23 protein-coding genes and 1 riboswitch are annotated in these 21040 nt (G+C 71.8%); of the genes, 19 read left to right on the top strand and 4 right to left on the bottom strand.

Going from position 1 to position 21040, the window contains the following annotated elements; all coding sequences use genetic code 11:
- Nucleotides 1–277: 277 nt before the first annotated feature.
- The 8 genes from rpmH to Q392_RS05170 all read left to right on the top strand — a co-directional run bounded on the left by rpmH (nt 278) and on the right by Q392_RS05170 (nt 6778).
- Nucleotides 278–412 carry a 50S ribosomal protein L34 gene (gene rpmH, locus Q392_RS05205; RefSeq protein WP_006299042.1) on the top strand — a complete coding sequence of 45 codons (135 nt, stop codon included), beginning with the start codon at nt 278–280 and terminating at the stop codon, nt 410–412.
- Between the two features lie 37 nt (nt 413–449).
- Nucleotides 450–851, top strand: a complete 402-nt coding sequence (locus tag Q392_RS05200; RefSeq protein WP_038202429.1) for a ribonuclease P protein component — start codon at nt 450–452, stop codon at nt 849–851.
- Nucleotides 851–1123: a membrane protein insertion efficiency factor YidD gene (gene yidD / locus Q392_RS05195; RefSeq protein ID WP_038202427.1), complete on the top strand. Its 273-nt coding sequence runs from the start codon at nt 851–853 to the stop codon at nt 1121–1123. The genes Q392_RS05200 and yidD overlap by 1 nt, the downstream gene beginning before the upstream one ends.
- Nucleotides 1120–2889: a membrane protein insertase YidC gene (yidC, locus tag Q392_RS05190; RefSeq protein WP_038202426.1), complete on the top strand. Its 1770-nt coding sequence runs from the start codon at nt 1120–1122 to the stop codon at nt 2887–2889. Before yidD ends, yidC begins: the two co-directional genes overlap by 4 nt.
- A 76-nt stretch (nt 2890–2965) precedes the next feature.
- A complete protein-coding gene (gene mnmE, locus Q392_RS05185; RefSeq protein WP_038202424.1) occupies nt 2966–4375 on the top strand; it encodes a tRNA uridine-5-carboxymethylaminomethyl(34) synthesis GTPase MnmE in 1410 nt (469 codons plus the stop codon).
- Nucleotides 4376–4417: 42 nt separating this feature from the next.
- Complete coding sequence (locus Q392_RS05180) at nt 4418–4885, top strand: Crp/Fnr family transcriptional regulator (RefSeq protein WP_038202423.1); 468 nt, start codon at nt 4418–4420, stop codon at nt 4883–4885.
- Between the two features lie 85 nt (nt 4886–4970).
- Nucleotides 4971–5801 (top strand): DUF7577 domain-containing protein, encoded by an 831-nt coding sequence (locus Q392_RS05175; RefSeq protein ID WP_038202422.1) that lies wholly within the window; start codon nt 4971–4973, stop codon nt 5799–5801.
- Nucleotides 5802–5917: 116 nt separating this feature from the next.
- On the top strand, nt 5918–6778 hold the full coding sequence (locus Q392_RS05170; RefSeq protein WP_038202420.1) for a zinc ribbon domain-containing protein: 861 nt from the start codon (nt 5918–5920) through the stop codon (nt 6776–6778).
- On the opposite strand, the gene Q392_RS05165 is transcribed toward Q392_RS05170, so the two are convergent.
- Nucleotides 6775–8760 carry a monovalent cation:proton antiporter family protein gene (locus tag Q392_RS05165; RefSeq protein WP_038202418.1) on the bottom strand — a complete coding sequence of 662 codons (1986 nt, stop codon included), beginning with the start codon at nt 8758–8760 and terminating at the stop codon, nt 6775–6777. The two genes, Q392_RS05170 and Q392_RS05165, sit on opposite strands and share 4 nt — an antisense overlap.
- A gap of 52 nt (nt 8761–8812) precedes the next feature.
- Here Q392_RS05165 and Q392_RS05160 point away from each other — a divergent pair, with 52 nt between their 5' ends.
- The 4 genes from Q392_RS05160 to Q392_RS05145 are packed head-to-tail and all read left to right on the top strand — an operon-like array spanning nt 8813 to nt 11787.
- On the top strand, nt 8813–9799 hold the full coding sequence (locus Q392_RS05160) for a KpsF/GutQ family sugar-phosphate isomerase (RefSeq protein WP_038202416.1): 987 nt from the start codon (nt 8813–8815) through the stop codon (nt 9797–9799).
- Nucleotides 9799–10350: a KdsC family phosphatase gene (locus tag Q392_RS05155; protein ID WP_038202414.1), complete on the top strand. Its 552-nt coding sequence runs from the start codon at nt 9799–9801 to the stop codon at nt 10348–10350. The genes Q392_RS05160 and Q392_RS05155 overlap by 1 nt, the downstream gene beginning before the upstream one ends.
- Nucleotides 10350–10997 carry an LPS export ABC transporter periplasmic protein LptC gene (gene lptC / locus Q392_RS05150; protein ID WP_038202412.1) on the top strand — a complete coding sequence of 216 codons (648 nt, stop codon included), beginning with the start codon at nt 10350–10352 and terminating at the stop codon, nt 10995–10997. Before Q392_RS05155 ends, lptC begins: the two co-directional genes overlap by 1 nt.
- 4 nt (nt 10998–11001) lie before the next feature.
- Nucleotides 11002–11787, top strand: coding sequence for an SDR family oxidoreductase (locus Q392_RS05145; protein WP_038202410.1), 786 nt, complete (start codon nt 11002–11004; stop codon nt 11785–11787).
- Between the two features lie 83 nt (nt 11788–11870).
- Here Q392_RS05145 and Q392_RS05140 read toward each other — a convergent pair whose 3' ends face one another.
- On the bottom strand, nt 11871–12389 hold the full coding sequence (locus tag Q392_RS05140) for an RNA recognition motif domain-containing protein (protein WP_038202409.1): 519 nt from the start codon (nt 12387–12389) through the stop codon (nt 11871–11873).
- A 268-nt stretch (nt 12390–12657) separates the two neighbouring features.
- A riboswitch (yybP-ykoY riboswitch) is annotated at nt 12658–12837 on the top strand.
- A gap of 17 nt (nt 12838–12854) precedes the next feature.
- Between Q392_RS05140 and Q392_RS05135 the strand changes: the two genes are divergently transcribed.
- From Q392_RS05135 to Q392_RS05115, 5 genes are all read left to right on the top strand, one after another.
- Nucleotides 12855–13424 carry a TMEM165/GDT1 family protein gene (locus tag Q392_RS05135; protein WP_038202408.1) on the top strand — a complete coding sequence of 190 codons (570 nt, stop codon included), beginning with the start codon at nt 12855–12857 and terminating at the stop codon, nt 13422–13424.
- Between the two features lie 132 nt (nt 13425–13556).
- Nucleotides 13557–14681, top strand: a complete 1125-nt coding sequence (gene metX / locus Q392_RS05130; RefSeq protein WP_038202407.1) for a homoserine O-succinyltransferase MetX — start codon at nt 13557–13559, stop codon at nt 14679–14681.
- Nucleotides 14678–15262 (top strand): methionine biosynthesis protein MetW, encoded by a 585-nt coding sequence (metW, locus tag Q392_RS05125; RefSeq protein ID WP_038202405.1) that lies wholly within the window; start codon nt 14678–14680, stop codon nt 15260–15262. The genes metX and metW overlap by 4 nt, the downstream gene beginning before the upstream one ends.
- A gap of 13 nt (nt 15263–15275) precedes the next feature.
- Nucleotides 15276–15857: an IMPACT family protein gene (locus Q392_RS05120; protein ID WP_038202402.1), complete on the top strand. Its 582-nt coding sequence runs from the start codon at nt 15276–15278 to the stop codon at nt 15855–15857.
- Nucleotides 15858–15998: 141 nt separating this feature from the next.
- Nucleotides 15999–16550, top strand: a complete 552-nt coding sequence (locus Q392_RS05115; RefSeq protein WP_038202399.1) for a bactofilin family protein — start codon at nt 15999–16001, stop codon at nt 16548–16550.
- 13 nt (nt 16551–16563) lie between these two features.
- On the opposite strand, the gene Q392_RS05110 is transcribed toward Q392_RS05115, so the two are convergent.
- On the bottom strand, nt 16564–17370 hold the full coding sequence (locus Q392_RS05110; RefSeq protein WP_038202396.1) for a DUF72 domain-containing protein: 807 nt from the start codon (nt 17368–17370) through the stop codon (nt 16564–16566).
- A gap of 101 nt (nt 17371–17471) precedes the next feature.
- On the opposite strand from Q392_RS05110, the gene Q392_RS05105 reads away from it, so the two are divergent.
- On the top strand, nt 17472–18971 hold the full coding sequence (locus Q392_RS05105) for a M20 family metallopeptidase (RefSeq protein ID WP_038202392.1): 1500 nt from the start codon (nt 17472–17474) through the stop codon (nt 18969–18971).
- Nucleotides 18972–18985: 14 nt separating this feature from the next.
- Nucleotides 18986–19834, top strand: a complete 849-nt coding sequence (locus Q392_RS05100) for an alpha/beta hydrolase (protein ID WP_038202389.1) — start codon at nt 18986–18988, stop codon at nt 19832–19834.
- 7 nt (nt 19835–19841) lie between these two features.
- On the opposite strand, the gene Q392_RS05095 is transcribed toward Q392_RS05100, so the two are convergent.
- Nucleotides 19842–21014 carry an MFS transporter gene (locus tag Q392_RS05095; protein WP_038202386.1) on the bottom strand — a complete coding sequence of 391 codons (1173 nt, stop codon included), beginning with the start codon at nt 21012–21014 and terminating at the stop codon, nt 19842–19844.
- Nucleotides 21015–21040: the final 26 nt, after the last annotated feature.

Genomic DNA, 21040 nt, shown 5'->3' with positions numbered 1-21040 from the left:
CCGGCATGCCGCCGCGATTCTAACTTGTCAAAAACTTATCCACACCCCTTGACGGGGCCGCCGAAACCCGCTTGATGTCCGACGGAAGTTGCGGTGCGGCAAATCTTTGCGATAATCGCGGGTTCTCTTGAGTCCGCACGTCGGCCTGGCCCGGCAGGGCGGAATTCCCCAAGCCCGCCACCCCGGAGGCCCTGGCACGTCGCTCGTCGCTCTTGATCGAGCGGCCGTGGCCCGAAGCCTTCCGGCGGGCCGCCCTGTCCTTGGAAGAAGAAGCATCATGAAACGCACCTACCAACCGTCGAAGATCCGCCGTGCCCGCACCCACGGCTTCCTGGTCCGCATGAAGACCCGTGGCGGCCGCGCCGTCATCAACGCCCGCCGCGCCAAGGGCCGCAAGCGCCTGGCCGTCTGAGGCTGCGGGCCGTCGGGCGCGGGGGCGGGATCGGCACATGCGCCGGCTCCGCACGCGCGCCCAGTTCCAGGCGGCCCTGTCGGCTGTGACCGTGGCGCGGACCGCGCATTTCGCCCTGCATCGCTGTGCGCTCGCCGCTCCCGCTGCGGGCGCGGCGGCGGCGCAACCTCCTCTTTTCCAGCCTGCCGACGACGTCTGGCTCGGCGCGATGGTGCCCAAGCGCTGGGCGCGTCGCGCCGTCACGCGCAACGCCATCCGGCGGCAGATCTATGCCCTGGCCGAAGGCGCGGCGCTGCCGCAGGCCGCCCACGTGGTGCGGCTGCGCGCCGGCTTCGACCGCAGCCGCTTCGTGAGCGCCAGCTCGGACGCGCTCAAGCGCGCCGTGCGGGCCGAACTCGAACAGCTCTTCGCGCGCGCCGCGCGGGCCGACGCATCGTGATGCGGCGCCTGCTCATCGCCGTGGTGCGCGGCTACCGGCTGCTGCTCAGCCCCTGGCTGGGCGGCGCCTGCCGCTTCACGCCGACCTGCTCGCTCTATGCCATCGAGGCGCTCGAGCGGCACGGCGCCGCGCGCGGCAGCTACCTCGCGGCGCGGCGCCTGGTGCGCTGCCAGCCCTGGTGCGCCGGCGGGTACGACCCGGTGCCGGCCGCCGCCGGCCGCCGCGGCCCCGGGCTGTTCTCCTCACTGACCTCCGACAAGAAGTCTTCATGAACGACATTCGCCGCACCATCCTCTGGGTGATCTTCGGGTTCTCGCTGGTGATGCTGTGGGACCAATGGCAGGTCCACAACGGCCGCAAGCCGACCTTCCTGCCCTCGGCGCACCAGACCGCGCAGACCACGCCGGCCGACGCCCCCGCCGGCGGCGGCACCCCCGCCCCCGGCGCACCGGCCGCCACGGCGCCCGCCACCCTGCCGACCGCGGCGGACGGGCCCGCGGCCGTCGCGGCGCAGAAGGTCGAGATCGAGACCGACGTGTACAAGGCCACCCTCGACGGCCAGGGCGGCACGCTGGCGCGCCTGGAGCTGACGCAGTTCGACGAGGAGCTCAACAAGGGCGGGCTGATCCCCCTGGCGCGCAGGCTGGCCGGCATGGAGCCGCTGCCGGTGATCGACCGCAACGTGGTGCTCATGGACGACGGCGTGCCCGCCAACCGCTACCTGGCGCAGACCGGCCTGCTCAATCCGGTGGCCGGCGGCCCGGCCTTCCCGACGCACCTGGCGCCGATGGCCGTGCGCCCCGGCCCCCACAGGCTGGCGGACGGCCAGGACACCCTGGAGGTGGTCTTCGAGTCGCAGCCGGTGGGCGGCCTCAAGTACGTCAAGACCTACGTGTTCAAGCGCGGCCAGTACGTGATCGGCGTGAAGCACGAGGTCGTCAACGTCGGCGACCAGCCGCGCGAGCCGCAGCTGTACCTGCAGCTGCTGCGCCACGGCGCCGAGCAGAGCGGCACCATGTTCGGCACCAGCACCTTCACCGGCCCGGCTGCCTATACCGAAGAGAAGAAGTTCCACAAGATCAGCTTTGCCGACATCGCCAAGAACAAGGCCGAGGTGCCGCCGGCCTCCAGCACCGGCTGGGTCGCGATGGTGCAGCACTACTTCGCCTCGGCCTGGCTGCTGGAGCCGACGCACGAGGCCGGCCTGAAGCGCGAGTTCCGCGTGCAGGGCCCGGAGACGCTGGGCAACAACCTCTATGCCGTGGCGATGGTCGCCAGCCTGCCGGCGGTGGCGCCCGGCGCTTCGCAGACCGTCGAGACGCAGCTGTTCGCCGGCCCCGAGGAGGAGAAGAAGCTCGAGACCCTGGCGCCCGGGCTCGATCTGGTCAAGGACTACGGCATCTTCGCCATCATCTCCAAGCCGCTGTACTGGCTGCTCGACCAGCTGCACAAGATGCTGGGCAACTGGGGCTGGGCCATCGTCGCGCTGGTGGTGCTGCTGAAGGCGGCCTTCTACTGGCTCAACGCCAAGGCCTACGCCAGCATGGCCAAGATGAAGGCGATCAACCCGCGCATCATGGAGATGCGCGAGCGCCTGAAGGAAAAGCCGCAGGAGATGCAGCAGGAGATGATGCGCATCTACCGCGAGGAGAAGGTCAACCCGCTGGGCGGCTGCTTCCCGATCCTGATCCAGATCCCGGTGTTCATCGCGCTGTACTGGGTGCTGCTGTCCTCGGTGGAGATGCGCCACGCGCCCTGGATCCTGTGGATCAAGGACCTCTCGGCGCCCGATCCGTGGTTCATCCTGCCCCTGGTGATGACGGCCACCACGCTGCTGCAGACCTGGCTCAACCCCACGCCGCCGGACCCGATGCAGGCCCGGCTGATGTGGATCATGCCGCTGGTGTTCAGCGTGATGTTCTTCTTCTTCCCGGCCGGCCTGGTGCTGTACTGGATCACCAACAACGTGCTGTCGATCGCCCAGCAGTGGGTGATCAACAAGCGCCTGGGCGTGCTCGGCACGAAGAAGACCAAGTAGCCGCGCCGTCCGACGACGCGCCGGAAGGGGCCGCCGCTGCGCGGCCCCTTCCCGTTTTTGCTGGAAGAATCGCCGCATGCTGGCCCAGTTCGACGATCCCATCGCCGCCGTCGCCACCGCGTCGGGACGCGGTGCGGTGGGCATCGTGCGCGTGTCGGGCCGCGGCCTCGCGCCGCTGGCGCAGGCCCTGTGCGCGCGCGCCCTGGCGCCGCGCGAGGCCACCTACCTGCCCTTCCTCGACGCGGCGGGCCAACCCATCGACCACGGCCTGGCGATCTTCTTCCCCGCCCCGCGCTCCTTCACCGGCGAGGACGTGCTGGAGCTGCAGGCCCACGGCGGCCCGGTCGTCCTGCAGCTGCTGCTCGCGCGCTGCCTGGAGGCCGCCGCCGAGGCCGACCCCGCCACCGGCCGCCCGCGCCTGCCCAACCTGCGCGTGGCGCAGCCCGGCGAGTTCAGCCGCCGCGCCTTCCAGAACGGCAAGATCGACCTGGCGCAGGCCGAGGCCATCGCCGACCTGATCGACGCCAGCACCGAGGCCGCCGCGCGCAGCGCCGGCCGCTCGCTGGGCGGCGCCTTCTCGCGCGAGGTCCACGTGCTGCGCGACGCGCTGGTCCACCTGCGCATGCTGGTGGAGGCGACGCTGGACTTCCCGGAGGAGGACATCGACTTCCTGCGCCAGGCCGATGCGGCGGGCCAGCTCCAGGCGCTGCAGGACCGGCTCGCCGCGGTGCAGCAGCGGGCCCGCCAGGGCGCGCTGCTGCGCGAGGGCATCCGCATCGTCATCGCCGGCCAGCCCAACGCCGGCAAGAGCTCGCTGCTCAACGCGCTGGCCGGCGCCGAACTGGCCATCGTCAGCAACATCCCCGGCACCACGCGCGACGTCGTCTCGCAGACCATCCAGATCCAGGGCGTGCCTCTGCACGTCATCGACACCGCCGGCCTGCGCGACAGCGGCGACGAGGTCGAGCGCATCGGCATCGAGCGCGCCTGGGGGCAGATCGAGGAGGCGGACGCGCTGCTGTTCCTGCACGACCTGACGCGTGCCGGCCTGCCCGACTACCGGGCGGCGGATGCCGCCATCCGCGCCGCCCTGGCCGAGCGCCTGCCGGCGCAGGTGCCCGTGCTGGAGGTGTGGAACAAGGCCGACGCGGTGCCGCAGGCCGCCGTGCCCGAGGGTGGCCTGCGCCTGTCGGCCCGCACCGGCGACGGGCTGGACGCCCTGCGCCAGCGCCTGCTGGCGCTGGCCGGCTGGCAGGCCATGCCCGAAGGTGTCTACCTGGCGCGCGCCCGGCACGTTGAAGCCCTGGCGCGCGTGGGCGAACACCTCGCCCTGGCCCATGCCCACCTGCACGCCGCCGCGGCGCCCCTCGACCTGCTGGCCGAGGAGCTGCGGCTGGCGCAGAACGCGCTGAACGAGATCACGGGAGAATTCGGCGCCGACGAGCTGCTCGGCGTGATCTTTTCGCGCTTCTGTATTGGAAAGTAAGAGAAAGCGCCGAACAATGGCGCACCCATCACGAGAACCACCATGCCCGCCACCATCCAGGATCTGTGCCAGGCCATCGCCCAGAACACCAGCGACGATGCCTTCGCACCCGCCCTCCAGCCGGCGCAGTGGGAGGTGCTGGGCTCGTACCTGCAGTCCTTCGAGCTGGCGCCGACGCAGACGCTGATCGACGAAGGGGCGCACGACCGCTCGCTGTTCTTCGTCGAGTCCGGCTCGCTGAGCGTGCACCGCCTGTCCAGCAAGGGCGAGGTGCAGATTGCGATCGTCAACGCCGGCTCGGTCGTCGGCGAGGGCTCCTTCTTCTCGCGCCAGCCGCGCTCGGCCAGCGTCACGGCCGCGGGCGCCTGCCGCATGTGGCGGCTGACGCCGCTGCGCTTCAGCGAGATGGGCAACCGGCAGCCGGGCATCGCGCTGGAACTGGCGATGGCGCTGGGCCTGGTGCTGTCGCGGCGCCTGGGCCACAAGGCGCGGCGTGTGGCCGTGACCTGACGGCACGTGTAACAGCGCCACTTTTCTTTACACAACACTGTCTCCGCCCTATACCATTGTTACAAACAGTGGTAGGAGCCTTGGAATGCCTGTGGTATGCGGCGCCTGCGGCGTGGAGAACCGGGACGCAGCCAAGTTCTGTCGCAGCTGCGGCGCGCGGCTGGGCGCCGGCGCCCAGCCTGCCGCCGACGAAGGCGAGTGGCCGGTCACCATGCCGGCCGACCTGGACGAGGCAGACCCGGACCCGGGCGAGCGTACCGTCATCCTGCCGTCGCCCCGAGCCGGCCGCACTCCCGCACCGCCGCCCGCGGCGCCTGCTCCGGCGGCCGTGCATGCGCCGTCACCACCAGCGCCGCCGCCATCGCGCGGCAAGGCCCCGCTGGTGGCCGGCGTGTTGGCCGCTGCCGTCGTGCTGGCCATCGGGGCGGGCGTCTATCTGATGCGCGATCGCGGCGGACCGACGGCCGTTGCCGAAGCCCCTGTGCCTGCGCTCCCCGCGCCACCGCCCGTCGCGCCTCCGCCGGCGCCCGAGCCGCCGCCCGTGGCGGAACCCCCTGCCGCGCCGCCGGCGCCGCCCGCACCCGAGCCGGCGCCGCCCGTGCAGGAGGCAGCTCCGCCTGCGCCTGCCCCTTCACCGCGCGCCGCGGCGCCCCGTCCCGCCGCGGTACGCAAGCCGGCTCCGGCGCCTGTGCCCGCCCCGCCTCCGCCGGTGGCCGAGGCGCCTGCGCCTCCCGCACCGCCGCCTCCGCCGCCCGCGCCCGAGGCCGCATGTGCCGGGCAGAACTTCATCGCCCGGGCGCGCTGCCTGGTGGCGGAATGCGCCAAGCCCGCGCAGCGCGCGCATCCGCAGTGCGAGGCGGTGCGGCGCCAGCAGCAGGCAGAGGAAGAGCGGCGCAACCCGACGTACGCCAATTGAAGCGGCGCGAGCCACGAGAACACCATGGCCGCTCTGCCGCGCCCGCCCCACTTCTCCCGCCCGGTGCGTCCTGCGGCGGACAGGCACTCTTCTGACATCCCCCCGCGGAGGCCCGCATGACGCAAGGCCCTGCCGGCACCCCGCCGACGCCGCACTGCGCTGCCTGCGGCGCCGACCTGGCCGCGGACGCGAGCTTCTGCCCGGCCTGCGGGGCCGTGGTCTTCACCCAGCCCGTTCGCCTGTCGGCCTTCTCGCCATTGGACGCGGCGGACGATCCGGACCGCCCGCCGGGCTGGTGGCGTCGCACCGGCTGGATGTCGCTGGCGCTGGCGGCGATCGCGGTGCTGGGGCTGGGCGGCGTGGCCATCGCGACCCGGCCGGAGCCGATGCCGGACGTCTCGCCGCAGGCGCTGCGTGCCGCGCTGGAGCGCGGCGACGCGCAGTCGCGCGACCCCTTGTGCATGGCCAACGGCCTGGCCTATGACGCGCAGCCGGTGCATGTCCAGGCCGGCGATGCGGCAACGCTGTCGTGGATGGACACGCTGGCCGCGGCCGGCCTGTACGAGCGCGAGCCCGACGAGCCGGCCGGCGAGTCGGAGCCGCCGGCGCTGCGCACCTATGCGCCGCGCCCCGAACTGACGGACTGGACGGGCGGGCGGCAACTGTGCATCGCGCGCGGACTGCGCCTGGCCTCGGTGCGCGGCATCGGCGCCGTCGGGCCCACGCGCGTGCGGGGCCAGGTGTATCCGGGCGTGGCGGCCGAGGTGGTCTGGTCGCTCGACGGCGCCGCGCCCTGGCTGGCGTCGCCGGAGGTCGCCGATGCCTTCGCCCGGCAGCTGCCGGCCTGGCGCGGCGGGCGCTGGCAGGTGAGTCCGCAGGGCTGGCGCCTGATGCAGCAGCGCCGCTTCTTCCTTTACCGGGACGAGTGGATGACGGCCGAGCGGCTGGAGCGCGTCGCCGGCCTGCCGCCGCGCTAGCCGCGCTGCAGCCTGTCCACCGCCGCCGCCAGTGCGCCCGGCTTGCCCGAGAGCACCAGCGTATCGCCGTCGGCCAGCACCGTGTCGTCATGCGGATCGGCCGGCTGCCCGCCGTGGCGGCGCAGGCTGGCGACCCGCACGCCCACCGCATGCAGCGCGAGCTGCGCCAGCGGCTGGCCGATGGCGCGCGCGCCCGGGGCCAGGGTGAGCGTGTCCAGCCGCTCGTAGTCCAGCTCGTCGCCGGCGTCGTCGTCGGCCCCGTGGAAATAGCCGCGCAGCAGGTTGTAGCGGGCGTCGCGCTGTTCCTGCGCCAGCCGGATCACGCGCCGCATCGGCACGCCCACCAGCGCCAGCGCGTGGCTGGCCAGCATCAGCGAGCCCTCGATGGCCTCGGGCACCACCTCGGTGGCGCCGGCGGCCTGCAGCTTCTCCAGGTCGCGGTCGTCCTGCGTGCGCACGATCACCGGCACCTGCGGCGCATGCGAGCGGGTGTGGGCCAGCACCTTCATCGCGCCCGGCACGTCCAGGTAGGTGACCACCACCGCGCTGGCGCGCGCCAGGCCGGCGGCCATCAGCGCCTGCAGGCGCGCGGCGTCGCCGAACACCACCGAATCGCCCGCGGCGGCGGCCTGGCGCACGCGGTCCGGGTCCAGGTCCAGCGCCATGTAGGGGATGCCCTCCCGCTCCAGCATGCGCGCCAGGTTCTGCCCGCAGCGGCCGTAGCCGCAGATGATCACGTGGCGCGCCGTGTTGATGGTCTTGCGCGCGATCTGCGTCATCTGCAGCGACTGCTGCAGCCAGTCGCTGGCCACCAGCTTGCGCACGATCGCCTCGCTATACAGCACGATGAAGGGCGTGGCCAGCATCGACAAAATCATCGCGGCCAGCACCGGGCTGGCCAGCCATTCCGGCAGCAGCGAGCGCCCCTGCGCCAGCGCCAGCAGCACGAAGCCGAACTCGCCCGCCTGCGCCAGGTACAGGCCCGTGCGCAGCGACACGCCTGTGGTCGCGCCCAGCAGGCGCGCCAGCAGCGTCACCAGCGCCAGCTTGAACAGCAGCGGCAGCACCAGCAGCAGCGCCACCAGCACCCAGTGGTCCACCACCACGTGCCAGTCCAGCGACATGCCGATGGTGATGAAGAACAGGCCCAGCAGCACGTCGTGGAAGGCGCGGATGTCGGTCTCCACCTGGTGCTTGTATTCCGTCTCCGACACCAGCATGCCGGCGATGAAGGCGCCCAGCGCCAGCGACAGCCCGGCCTGCTCCGTCAGCCAGGCCAGGCCCAGCGTGACCAGCAGCAGGTTCAGCATGAACAGCTCGTCGCTGCGGCGGCGCGCCACCAGCGTGAGCCACCAGCGCATCACCCGCGGGCCGCCGTACAGCAGCAGCCCGACCAGCACCGTGGCCTTGAGCATGGCCAGGCCGAGCGCCTTGGCCAGCGCCTCCGGCGGCGCGCCCAGCGCCGGCACCAGCACCAGCAGCGGCACCACCGCCAGATCCTGGAACAGCAGCACGCCCATCACGCGGCGGCCGTGCTCGCTCTCCAGCTCCAGCCGCTCGGCCATCAGCTTGACCACGATCGCCGTGCTGCTCATCGCCAGCGCGCCCGACAGCGCCAGCGCCGTCTGCCAGCCCAGTTGCCAGCGCGGCGGCAGCACGCGCGACAGCGCCAGCGCGCCGATAGTGGCGGCCAGCATGGTCAGCGTCACCTGCAGCGCGCCCAGCCCGAACACGTGCTTGCGCATCGCCCGCAGCTTGGGCAGGCTGAACTCCAGGCCGATCACGAACATCAGGAACACCACGCCGAACTCGCCCAGGTGCTTGATGCCCTCGTCGTTGTCCGAGAGCCTGAGCGCGTGCGGCCCGATCAGCACGCCCGCCACCAGGTAGCCCAGCATCGGCGGCAGCTTGAAGGAGCGGCAGGTCACCACGCCGAGCACCGCGGCCAGCAGGTACATCAGCGTGAGTTCGAACGAGCGCATGGCCGGATGCTAGCAAGGGGCTTGCCGCCGTGCCGGCCGATAAAATTCCGCGATGCCCTCCCTGCCCCTGGATTCCGACGCGCTGCTGGCGCGCGCCCGCGCGACCTTCGACATCGAGTCCGCGGCCGTGCTCGGGCTGAAGGCGCGGATCGGCCCCTCCTTCATCGAGGCGGTGCGCCGCATCCTCGAGGTGCGCGGCCGGGTGGTCGTGATGGGCATGGGCAAGAGCGGCCACGTCGGGCGCAAGATCGCCGCCACGCTGGCGTCCACCGGGACGCCCGCCATGTTCGTCCACCCGGCCGAGGCCAGCCACGGCGACCTGGGCATGATCAAGGCGGTGGATATCGTGCTGGCCATCTCCAACAGCGGCGAGAGCGACGAGCTGGCCGCCATCCTGCCGGTCGTCAAGCGCCAGGGCGTGCCGCTGATCGCCATGACCGGCGGGCGCGAATCCTCCCTGGCCCGACATGCCGACGTCGTGCTCGACAGCGGCGTCGAGAAGGAGGCCTGCCCGCTCAACCTCGCGCCCACCGCCAGCACCACCGCGCAGATGGCGCTGGGCGATGCGCTGGCCGTCGCGCTGCTGGACGCGCGCGGCTTCGGCGCCGAGGACTTCGCCCGCTCGCACCCCGGCGGCGCGCTGGGCCGCAAGCTGCTCACCCACGTCAGCGACGTCATGCGCAGCGGCGAGGCCGTGCCGCGCGTGGCGCCCACGGCCGGCATCTCCGAGCTGATGCGCACGATGAGCATCCAGGGCTTCGGCGCGGCGGCCGTGATGGGCGAGGGCGGCCGGGCCGAGGGCATCTTCACCGACGGCGACCTGCGCCGCCTGATCGAGGCCGGCGCCGACCTGCGCACGCCCACCGCCGCCGACGTGATGCACCGCGGCCCGCGCACCATCCGCGCCGACGCGCTGGCGGTCGAGGCCGCGGAGCTGATGGAGCAGCACGGCATCACCCGCCTGTTCGTGGTCGACGCTGAAGGCCGGCTGGTCGGCGCGTTGAACACCACCGACCTGATGCGGGCCAAGGTCATCTGATGCCGGCCGTGCATTTCGCGCCCGAGCTGCTGCTGGCCGCGCAGGACGTGCGCGTCGCCTTCTTCGATGTCGACGGCGTGCTCACCGACGGCGGCGTGTACTTCAGCGCCGAGGGCGAGACGCTCAAGCGCTTCTCCATCCTCGACGGCTACGGCCTGCAGCTGCTGCGCCGCGCCGGCATCGAGCCGGTGGTGATCACCGGGCGCGACTCGCAGCCGCTGCGCGTGCGGCTGGAGGCGCTGGGCGTCGCCCATGCGCGCTACGGCGTCAGCGACAAGCGGCCGGCCGCCGAGGCGCTGCTGGCCGAATTGGGCCTGGGCTGGGCGCAGGCCGCCGCCATCGGCGACGACTGGCCGGACCTGCCGGTGCTGCGGCGCGCCGGCTTCTCCGCCGCGCCCGCCAACGCCCACGCCGAGGTGCGGGCCGCCGTGCGCCACGTCACCGCCGCCCGCGGCGGCGAAGGCGCGGCGCGCGAGTTCTGCGACCTGCTGCTCCTGGCCGGCGGCCACTACCAGCGCCTGCTCGACGCGGCCGAGGGAGCGGCCTCCTGATGGCGATGGACTTCAAGCAAGGCTGGGCGCTGCTGCGCATGGCGCTGGACCGCGCCAGCCTGTACCTGCCGATCATCCTGATGGGCGCGCTGGCGCTGGGCACCTACTGGCTGGTACGCAACGCGCCGCGGCTGGTCCAGCCGGCGGCCAAGGAGGCGCCGATACACGAGCCCGACTTCTTCATGCGCGACTTCACCGTCAAGAACTTCCTGGGCACCGGCCAGCTGCGCAGCGAGATGACGGGCAAGGAGGGCCGGCACTACCCCGACACCGACACGCTGGAGGTCGATCAGGTGCGCGTGCGCTCGATCTCGCCCCAGGGCCTGGTCACCCACGCCAGCGCCGACCGCGGCCTGTCCAACGGCGACGGCAGCGAGATCCAGCTCTTCGGCAACGCCATCGTGGTGCGCGACGCGGCCGTGCAGCCCAACGGCCGCGTGCTGCCGCGGCTGGAGTTCCGCGGCGAGTTCCTGCATGCCTACGTGGACACCGAGCGCGTGCGCTCGGACCGGCCCGTCATCCTCACCCGCGGCAGCGACCGCTTCACCGCCGACGCGATGGACTACGACCACCTCTCCGGCGTGGCCAACCTGCAGGGGCGGGTGCGCGGCTTCATCGCGCCACCCACCCCCGGCGCGCGGCGCTGACGCCATGCCACAGGCCGGCCCCCTGGTCTTCATCACCGGCGCTTCCAGCGGCATCGGCCAGGCGCTGGCCGCGCGCTATGCGGACGCGGGCTGGCGTCTGGCCCTGGTGGCGCGCCGCGTGACGGAAGTCCAGGCATGGGCGGACGCGCGCGGCCTGGGCGCCGAGAACTGCCGGGTGTACGGCGCCGACGTGGCCGACATCGACAGCATCGCCGCCGCCGGCCGGGCCTGCATCGACGCCCAGGGGCTGCCCGACGCGGTGATCGCCAACGCCGGCGTCAGCATCGGCATGGACACCGCCGAGCGCGAGGACCTGGACGTGATGGCGCAGACCTTCGCCATCAACAACGTCGGGCTGGCTGCCACCTTCCATCCCTTCGTCGCCGCCATGCGCCGGCGCGGCAGCGGCCGGCTGGTCGGCATCGCCAGCGTGGCCGCCATCCGCGGCCTGCCCGGCCATGGCGCCTACTGCGCCAGCAAGGCCGGCGTCGTGGCCTACTGCGAGAGCCTGCGCGGCGAACTGCACGGCAGCGGCGTCAAGGTCGTGACCCTGTGCCCCGGCTACGTCGACACGCCGCTCACGCGCGGCAACCGCTACGGCATGCCTTTCCTGCTGCAGGCCGACGCCTTCGCCGACCGGGCCTTCCGCGCCATCGAGGCCGGCACCAGCTACCGCGTGATCCCGTGGCAGATGGGCGTGGTCGCCAAGCTGATGCGCCTGCTGCCCAACGCCCTGTTCGACCGGCTGGCCCAGGGCCGCGGCCGCAAGAAGCGGCGCAGCGAGCAGTGACGGCCGGCCCAACGAAAAGGGCTCCCGAGGGAGCCCTTTTTCGCAAGATCCTGATGCGGCTCGCCTGAGCCGCACCGGATGCATCAATAACCGCTGTTGCCGCCGCCGTAGCCGCCGCCACCGCCGCCGCGATGACCACCACCGCCGCCGCCGCGCGGGCCGGTGCCGTAGGGGCTGCGGAAGCTGCCGTCGTTGCCGCCGCCACCACCACCGCCGCGGCCGCCGTAGCCGCCGCCACCGCCGCTGCGGCCACCGCCGCCATAGCCGCCGCCACCACCACCGCCGTAGCCGCCACCACCGCCGCCGTAGCCACCGCCGCCACCACCGTAGCCACCGCTACGGGGCGGGCGCGGCTCCATCGGGCGCGCTTCGTTCACGACCACGCTGCGGCCGCCCAGCGGCTGGCCGTTCATGCCCTGAATGGCGGCCTGCGCCTCGGCATCGCTGCCCATTTCCACGAAGCCGAAGCCCTTGGAGCGGCCGGTTTCACGCTCCATCATGACCTTGGCGCTGGTCACCGCGCCGAATTGGCTGAACGCCTGCTCGAGATCGCCGTCGCGCACCGAATAGGGCAGGTTGCCGACGTACAGTTTGTTGCCCATCAAGGGACTCCTATGAACACGAAAGAAAAGCGATGGAGTCCCGGGCGCGGGGACTGCCCCTTGTCTGAGGCAGGCCCGGCGAAACTGACCGATCACCCGATGGCCCGGCTGCCAAATGCAGGCCGAACGCCCGACCATTATGGGTGATTTATGTGCGGCGCCAACAGGAATTTGCCCCTGAATTGACCACTTGCGGCTTTCTTGTTGAAAGTAAGTATTCACTGATAAAAATGCGGCCGCGCAGAGCCTCGCGCGCATGGCTAGAATGCGCCCCGTCATTGGGGAGTAGCCGCCTTCCGCCGCCGCGCGAGAGGGCCTGCGTCAACAAACTTGCCTTGCCCCCACGCGAGGCATGGCGCCGGCAGTGAGAACCTGGCGAGACCATTGACTGCGCAGCTTCGGGAAAAAGGCCGAAGGGCTGCGTGGTCAATCGTGTCCTTCGGCCGAGGAACCCCACATACCCACATGGAAGCCTTTCTGGTGGCCACCGGCATCGTCGCGCTGGCCGAAATGGGCGACAAGACCCAACTTCTGTCCCTCGTGCTCGCCGCACGATTTCGCAAACCCTGGCCGATCGTGCTGGGCATCTTCGCCGCCACGGTGGTCAACCATGCGCTGGCCGGCGCGGTGGGTGCGTGGGTCACGCGCGTGCTGGGGCCGGACGTGCTGCGCTGGATCCTCGGCGTCTCCTTCATCGCGATGGCGGCGTGGATGATGATCCCCGACAAGCTCGACGAGGACGACACGCCGCGCACCTCGCGCTTCGGTGTCTTCGGCACCACGCTCATCGCCTTCTTCCTGGCCGAGATGGGCGACAAGACGCAGATCGCCACCGTGATGCTGGCCGCGCGCTTCACGCAGGACTACGTGCCGGTGGTGATCGGCACCACGCTGGGCATGATGCTGGCCAACGCGCCGGTGGTGTGGCTGGGCGAGCGCATCGTGCGCAAGGTGCCGATCCGGCTGGTGCACGGCGTCTCGGCCGTCATCTTCCTGGTGCTCGGCGTGGCGGCGCTGGCCGGCTGGGGCGCGTGACGGCGCCCGCGCCTATACTTCGCCTCGCGCCGATTTGCTCCAGCTTGCGGGCGCTTAACAAGTTCAGCTAAAGACGGACGCGGCACGAACCCGGCTCGTTTTTGGCGAGGCCGGGTTTTCTTTTTCTCCTCCATGTCCTTCGACGTCACGCCGCAATCCATGTCCTTCGCCGCGCCGCTGGCGCTGCGAAGCGGCGCCTCCCTCGGCGACTACACGCTGGCCTACGAGACCTACGGCACGCTCAACGCCGAGCGCAGCAACGCCGTGCTGGTATGCCACGCGCTCAACGCCTCGCACCATGTGGCCGGCCGCTACGCCGGCCAGCCGAAGTCCGAAGGCTGGTGGGACAACATGATCGGCCCGGGCAAGGCGGTGGACACCGACCGCTTCTTCGTCATCGGCATCAACAACCTGGGCTCCTGCTTCGGCTCCACCGGGCCGATGCACGTGAACCCCGCCACCGGCCGCGTCTACGGCGCCGACTTCCCGGTGGTGACGGTGGAGGACTGGGTCGATGCCCAGGCCCGCCTGCTCGACGCGCTGGGCATCGACACGCTGGCCGCGGTGATGGGCGGCAGCCTGGGCGGCATGCAGGCGCTGTCGTGGACGCTGCAGTACCCCGAGCGCGTGCGCCACGCGGCCGTGATCGCCAGCGCGCCCAACCTCAATGCCGAGAACATCGCCTTCAACGAGGTCGCGCGCCGCGCCATCGTGACCGACCCGGACTTCCACGGCGGCCATTTCTACGAGCACGGCGTGGTGCCCAAGCGCGGCCTGCGCATCGCGCGGATGATCGGCCACATCACCTACCTCAGCGACGACGTGATGAACGAGAAGTTCGGACGTGAGCTGAGGGAGGGCGTGGTCCGCTACACCACGCAGGACGTCGAGTTCCAGATCGAGAGCTACCTGCGCTACCAGGGCGACAAGTTCAGCGAGTACTTCGACGCCAACACCTACCTGCTGATCACCCGCGCGCTGGACTACTTCGACCCGGCCGGCGGACACGGCGGCGACCTCGCCGCCGCCCTGGCGCGCGCCACGGCGAAGTTCCTGCTGGTGAGCTTCTCCACCGACTGGCGCTTCTCGCCGCAGCGCAGCCGCGAGATCGTCAAGGCGCTGCTGGACAACCGGCGCAGCGTCAGCTATGCGGAGATCGACGCGCCGCACGGCCACGACGCCTTCCTGCTGGACGACGTGCGCTACCTGGGCGTGGTGCGCGCCTGGTTCGAAGGCATCGCGGGGGAGCTGCAATGAACGACCAGGTCATCCATGACGCGATCGTGCGCCTCGTGCCGCAGGGCGCACGCGTGCTCGACCTGGGCTGCGGCGACGGCACCCTGCTCGCGCGCCTGATGCGCGAGCGCGATTGCAGCGGCTACGGCGTCGAGATCGCCGACGGCAACGTGCTGCAGTGCGTGCGCCGTGGCGTGCAGGTGCTCCAGCTCAACCTCGACGAGGGGCTGACGATGTTCGAGGACGCCAGCTTCGACGTGGTGCTGCAGATCGACACGCTGCAGCACCTGCGCAACGCCGAGGTGATGCTGCGCGAGACCGCGCGCGTGGGCCGCACCGGCATCGTCGCCTTCCCCAACTTCGCGCACTGGCCCAACCGCGTCAGCGTGGCGCGCGGACGCATGCCGGTCACGCGGCGGCTGCCCTACCAGTGGTACGACACGCCCAACATCCGCGTCGGCACTTTCAAGGACTTCGAGATCCTCGCGCGCAAGAACCGCCTGCGCATCCTCGATGCCTTCGGCCTGCAGGACGGCCGCGAGGTGCGCTGGCTGCCCAACGCGCGCGCGGGCACGGCGGTCTTCCGCTTCGAGCGGGGCTGAAGCAGGCCGCTGCATGGCCTTCACCCTCGCCGCCGCGGCACACGCCGAGTTGCTGGTGCGCAAGAGCCGCTTCATCGCCTGCGTGCAGCCGGTGCCCGACCGCGCGGCGGCGCAGGCGGTCGTGGCGCGGCTGCGCGCAGAGCATCCTGCCGCCACGCATGTGTGCTGGGCGCTGATGGCCGGCGGCCAGTCCGCGGCGGTGGACGACGGCGAGCCGGCGGGCACCGCGGGCCGCCCGATGCTGGAAGTGCTGCGCCACCGCGAACTCGAGGGTGTGCTGGCCACCGTGGTGCGCTACTTCGGCGGCGTGAAGCTGGGCGCGGGCGGGCTGGTGCGCGCCTACGCCGAGAGCGTGACGCAGGCCCTCAAGGACGCGCAGCCGGTGCCGCTGCGGCGCATGCGCCCGCTGCGCTGCGCGCTGCCCTATGCCGCCGAAGGCGCGGTGCGGCGCGAGCTGGCGGCGGCCGGCGCGCAGATCGAGGACGTCGCGCACGGCAGCCTGGTGGAGATCGGCTTCGCGGTCGCCGAGGACGATGCCGACGCGCTGGTCGCGCGCATCGGCGACGTGACGCAGGGCCGCGCCGGATGGCTGTGAGCGCTGCGCGCGGGGACGCAACGAAGAAGGAAGTACTCCCCGACGCCCGCCCTCGGGGATTTGGTTACCGATCTTGCGTAATGAAGTGCAGCTCGCTGGTGAGCGCTCCCTACCATGCACCTTTTCCCCGAGGAGCACCCATTGGCATCGCAATCCCCCTTCTTCGGCAAGCGCGACCGTGACACCGACGCTGCGAATTCCCGTCCCGCGCCCCTGATGGGCGGCACCAATCTCTCGGGCACTCCCGTCACGCCTTCTTCGTCGCTCGGCACGTCCGGCACCGCCGCCGCCGTCAGCAACGGGGCGGTCAAGGAAGGCGGCAGCAAGCTCACCGTCGGCCCGAACATCAAGCTCAAGGGCGTCGAGATCACGGACTGCGACACGCTGGTGGTCGAGGGCACGGTCGAGGCGACCATGGACTCGCGCGTGATCCAGATCGCCGAGTCGGGCGCGTTCAAGGGCTCGGTCTCGATCGACATCGCCGAGATCCGCGGCCAGTTCGACGGCAACCTCACCGCCCGCGAGAAGCTGGTGATCCACGCCACCGGCAAGGTCACCGGCAAGATCCGCTACGGCAAGGTCGTCATCGAGGAAGGCGGCCAGCTCTCCGGCGAGGTGAGCGTGGGCACCGGCGGCAGCGAAAGCAGCAGCACCAACAGCAGCGGCAAGCCGGCACTGCAGGCCGCGGCCTGATCTTTCCGGCCGTTCACTTCCCGCGCCCGCGTTTCGGGGGCGCGGGCTCCGGCTCGGGCGGCGTCCAGCCCAGCCGCTGCAGCAGCGCCTGCGCCGCCGCGGGCGCACGCTCCTTGGCGCCATTGATGAAGTAGACGAAGGTGGGCCGTTCGCCCGCCCATCCCTTCGCGCGCTCGGCCCATGCGTCCAGGGCCCGGGGCGCATAGCCTGCCGGGTGGCCTGATTCGGCCCGCATCAGCCGGGCATAGGCGATCGGTCCCTGCGGCTCGTCGAAAGAGGGGAATTTCTCCGCGTCGGTGAACACCGTCGACACGCCGTACTTCGCTGCCAGCGCGCGGTAGGCCTCGCACAAAAAGCTCGGGTGCCGCACGTCCATCACGTGCTGCAGCGTGCGGCTGCCCGCCTTCTTCGGCAGCAGCGCGAGGAAGGCCTCGAAGTCCTCCGCCTCGAAGGCCTTGGTGGGCATGAACTGCCACACGATGGGCCCCAGCTTCGCGCGCAGCTCCTCCAGGCCGCTGCCTGTGAAGCGCGCGACGGAGTCCCCGGCGGCGCCCAGCACCTTGCGGTTGGTCGCGAAGCGGTTGGCCTTGAGCGAGAAGATGAAGCCGTCGGGCGTCTCGTCGTGCCACTTGCGGAAGGTGGGCGGCTTGAAGGTGCTGTAGTAGGTGCCGTTGACCTCGATGGCCGTGAGGCGGCGGCTGGCGTGCTGCAGCTCCCGGGCATGCGCCAGGCCCTCGGGGTAGAAGCTGCCGCGCCAGGGCTCGTAGGTCCAGCCGCCGATGCCGACGCGGACGGTGGATGGCTTCTTCGCAGGGCTCAAGAGACGCTCCGGGTTGATCCGGCGCACTCTACGCGTGGCGCGTTCCGGGCGCAAAATGGCCCGCTCGATCCTCCCCACGTACCAACTCGGAGAAGCTTCCGATGAACGCACCCCTGCACCGCGAAATCCCGGCCGGCCTGCTCGATGCCGAGCGCGCCCTGGCCGACGTCTCCTCGAAGTGGGACGGCGACATCGTGCGCCAGCTCACCGACTACATCGCCATCCCCGCCAAGTCGCCCGGCTTCGACCAGGACTGGGTGCAGCACGGCTACCTGGAGACGGTGCTGCGCAATGCCGCGCAGTGGGTCGAGGCGCAGAAGGTCGAAGGGCTGAAGCTGGAGATTGTGCGCCTCGAAGGCCGCACGCCGGTGCTGTTCTTCGAGGTGCCCGCCAGCGGCACGTCGATGACCGACACGGTGCTGATGTACGGCCACCTGGACAAGCAGCCCGAGTTCACCGGCTGGCGCAAGGACCTCGGCCCCTGGACGCCCAAGTACGAGGACGGCCTGCTCTACGGCCGCGGCGGCGCCGACGACGGCTACGCGGTCTACGCCAGCATCGCGGCGGTGCAGGCGCTGAAGGCCCAGAAGGTGCCGCATCCGCGCATCGTCGGCCTGATCGAGACCTGCGAGGAGTCGGGCTCCTACGACCTGCTGCCCTACGTCGATGCGCTGCGGCCACGCCTGGGCAACGTGGCGCTGGTGATCTGCCTCGACTCGGGCGCCGGCAACTACGACCAGTTGTGGCTCACCACCTCGCTGCGCGGCATGGCCGGCGGCACGCTGAAGGTGGAGATTCTCACCGAGGGCGTGCACTCGGGCGACGCCTCGGGCCTGGTGCCGTCGAGCTTCCGCATCATGCGGCAGGTGCTCGACCGGCTGGAGGACAGCAAGACGGGCCGCTTGCTGCCGGCCAGCTTCCACTGCGAGGTGCCGGCCGACCGGCTGGCGCAGGCCAGGGCCACCGCCGCCATCCTGGGCGACGAGGTCTACAAGCGCTTCCCCTGGGCGCACTGGGACTGCGGCGGTTCGACGGCCTTCGCGCTGCCCACCACCACCGATCCGGTCGAGGCGCTGATCAACCGCACCTGGAAGCCCACGCTCAGCGTCACCGGCGCAGAGGGCTTCCCCGCGCTGCAGGACGCCGGCAACGTGCTGCGCCCCTCCACCGCCTTCAAGCTCTCGCTGCGCCTGCCGCCGCTGGTCGATGCGGCGACGGCGATGGCCGAACTCAAGACACTGCTGGAGGACAACGCGCCCTATCAGGCGAAGATCACCTTCGAGGGCGGCGGCGGCGCCACCGGCTGGAACGCGCCGGCGATGGTGCCGTGGTTCGAGGACGCGCTCAACGCCGCCAGCCTGGCCCACTTCGGCGCGCCCTGCGGCTACATCGGCCAGGGCGGCACCATCCCGCTGATGAACATGCTGAGCGCCGGCTTCCCGACGGCGCAGATGATGGTCTGCGGTGTGCTCGGCCCGAAGAGCAACGCGCACGGTCCGAACGAGTTCCTGCACGTGCCCTACGCCAAGAAGCTGACCGCCGCGGTGGCCGAGGTGATCGCCGCGCACGCCGCCACGGCGGCCGAGCCGGCCGCGGCCTGAACGGCACCCCTGCCGTGCGCGACGACGGCACGCCGGGGCTGACGCGGCCCGACGGCGCGACCCTGGCGCTGTATGAATGGCCCGCGGCGCAGCCGCCCCGCGCCGTCGTCCAGATCGTGCATGGCCTGGGCGAGCATGCCGGCCGCTACGCGCACGTGGCGCGCTGGCTCAACGAACGGGGCCTGGCAGTCTGCGCGCACGATCACTTCGGCCACGGCCGCTCCAGCGGGCCGCGCGGCGGCCTGCCGCATCCGCTGCGGCTGGTGGAGGACCTGGGCGCGGTCGTCGCACGCACGCGCGAGCGGCATCCCGGGCTGTCCCTCGTGCTGCTGGGCCACAGCCTGGGCGGCCTGGTGGCGTCCAGCTTCGTGGCCCGCGCGGCCGCACAGGGCGGGGTGCCGGTGGATGCGCTGGTGCTCTCCTCGCCTGCCATCGACCCGGGCTTGTCGCCCTTCCAGAAGGCGCTGGTCGCCGTGCTGTCGCGCCTGGCGCCTTCGCTGCGCGTGGGCAACGGGCTGGACGCCGGCTTCATCTCGCACGACCCCGCCGTGGTCGCCGCCTACCGCGCCGATCCGCTGGTGCACGACCGCATCGGTGCGCAGCTGGCGCGCTTCCTGGTCGACGAGGGGCCCGCCGTGCTGGCCGCCGCGCCGCGCTGGCCGGTGCCCACGCTGCTGCTGTATGCCGGCGACGACCGGCTGGTCAGCCCGGCGGGCAGCCGGGCCTTCGCGGCCGCGGCGCCGGCGGCTCGGCTGCGCGCGGTCTGCTTCGAGCCGCTGTACCACGAGCTGCTGAACGAGCGCGACGCCGCGCCGGTCTATGCCGCCCTGCAGCAGTGGCTGGGCGAGCAACTCGGCGGTTGAGGCTGAATCAGGCCGCCGCTTCGCGCCGCCGCGCGCCTGCCAGCCAGCCCAGCGCCAGCGCGATCAGCGCCACCGGCACCAGCGAGCCGATGTTCAGCCACTGCCAGCCCTGCGTGGTCACCAGCACGCCCGACGCGAAGGAGGTGACCGCCAGCGTGGCGAAGATGCAGAAGTTCAGCGCCGCCTGGACGCGGTCCTTCTCTTCCGGGCGGTAGGTGCCCAGCGCCATCGTGGTGCTGCCGGTGAAGAGGAAGTTCCAGCCCACGCCCAGCAGGAACAGCGCGGCCAGGAAGTGGTGCAGGTCCACGCCCGACAGCGCGATCGCGATGCAGCCCAGGTTGAGCAGCAGCCCGGCCGCCATCACCGGCAGCGCGCCGAAGCGGCGGATCAGGTGGCCGGTGAAGAAGCCCGGCGCGAACATGCCGATCACGTGCCACTGGAGCACGAAGGCGGCGTCGGAGAACGGCAGGCCGCACACGTCCATCGCCAGCGGCGTGGCCGCCATCAGCAGGTTCATCACGCCGTAGCCCAGCGCACCGCCGGCGGCCGCGACGATGAAGGCCGGCTGGCGCGCGATCTCGGACAGCGGCCGGCCGGCCGGCGCGCCCGCTGCGCGCACCGGCGGCGCCGGGAAGCGGATGAAGGCCATCGCCGCCATCGACAGCAGCGCCACGCCCGCCAGCGCCAGGTACGCGCCGGCAAAGGGCGCCGGCAGCCAGCCGCGCGTGTGCGACGCCAGGTTGGGGCCCACCACCGCGCCGATCAGCCCGCCCGCCATCAGCAGCGAGACCGCCTTCTCGCGCCAGTCCGGCCCCACCAGCTCCGCCGCGGCGAAGCGGTACAGCGTCGCGTTGGCGCTGTAGTAGCCCGCCACCAGCGTGGCCAGGCACAGCAGCGTGAAGCTGCGGGTGGAGGCCGCGGCGGCGCAGGCCAGCGCCGATGCGAAGGCGACGACCAGCCCGATCTGGAAGGAGCCGCGCCGGCCCCAGCGCCGCTGCGTGCGCGCCACGATGCCGGTGGACAGCGCGCCGCCGACCACGTAGCCCATCACCGGCAGCGTGGCCATCCAGGGGCGCGGCGCCAGCGAGAGCCCGACCAGCCCGTTGATGGCGATGAAGGCGACGTTGTTGGTGAGGAAGAGGCCCTGGCAGAGCACCAGCAGGCCGAGGTGGCGGTTCATGGCGGCGGTTGTAGCACCGGTCCTGC

The organism is Xenophilus azovorans DSM 13620 (assembly GCF_000745855.1).
In the GTDB taxonomy this organism is placed as follows: Bacteria; Pseudomonadota; Gammaproteobacteria; order Burkholderiales; family Burkholderiaceae_C; genus Xenophilus; species Xenophilus azovorans.
This window is presented reverse-complemented; position numbering and strand designations above follow the sequence as displayed.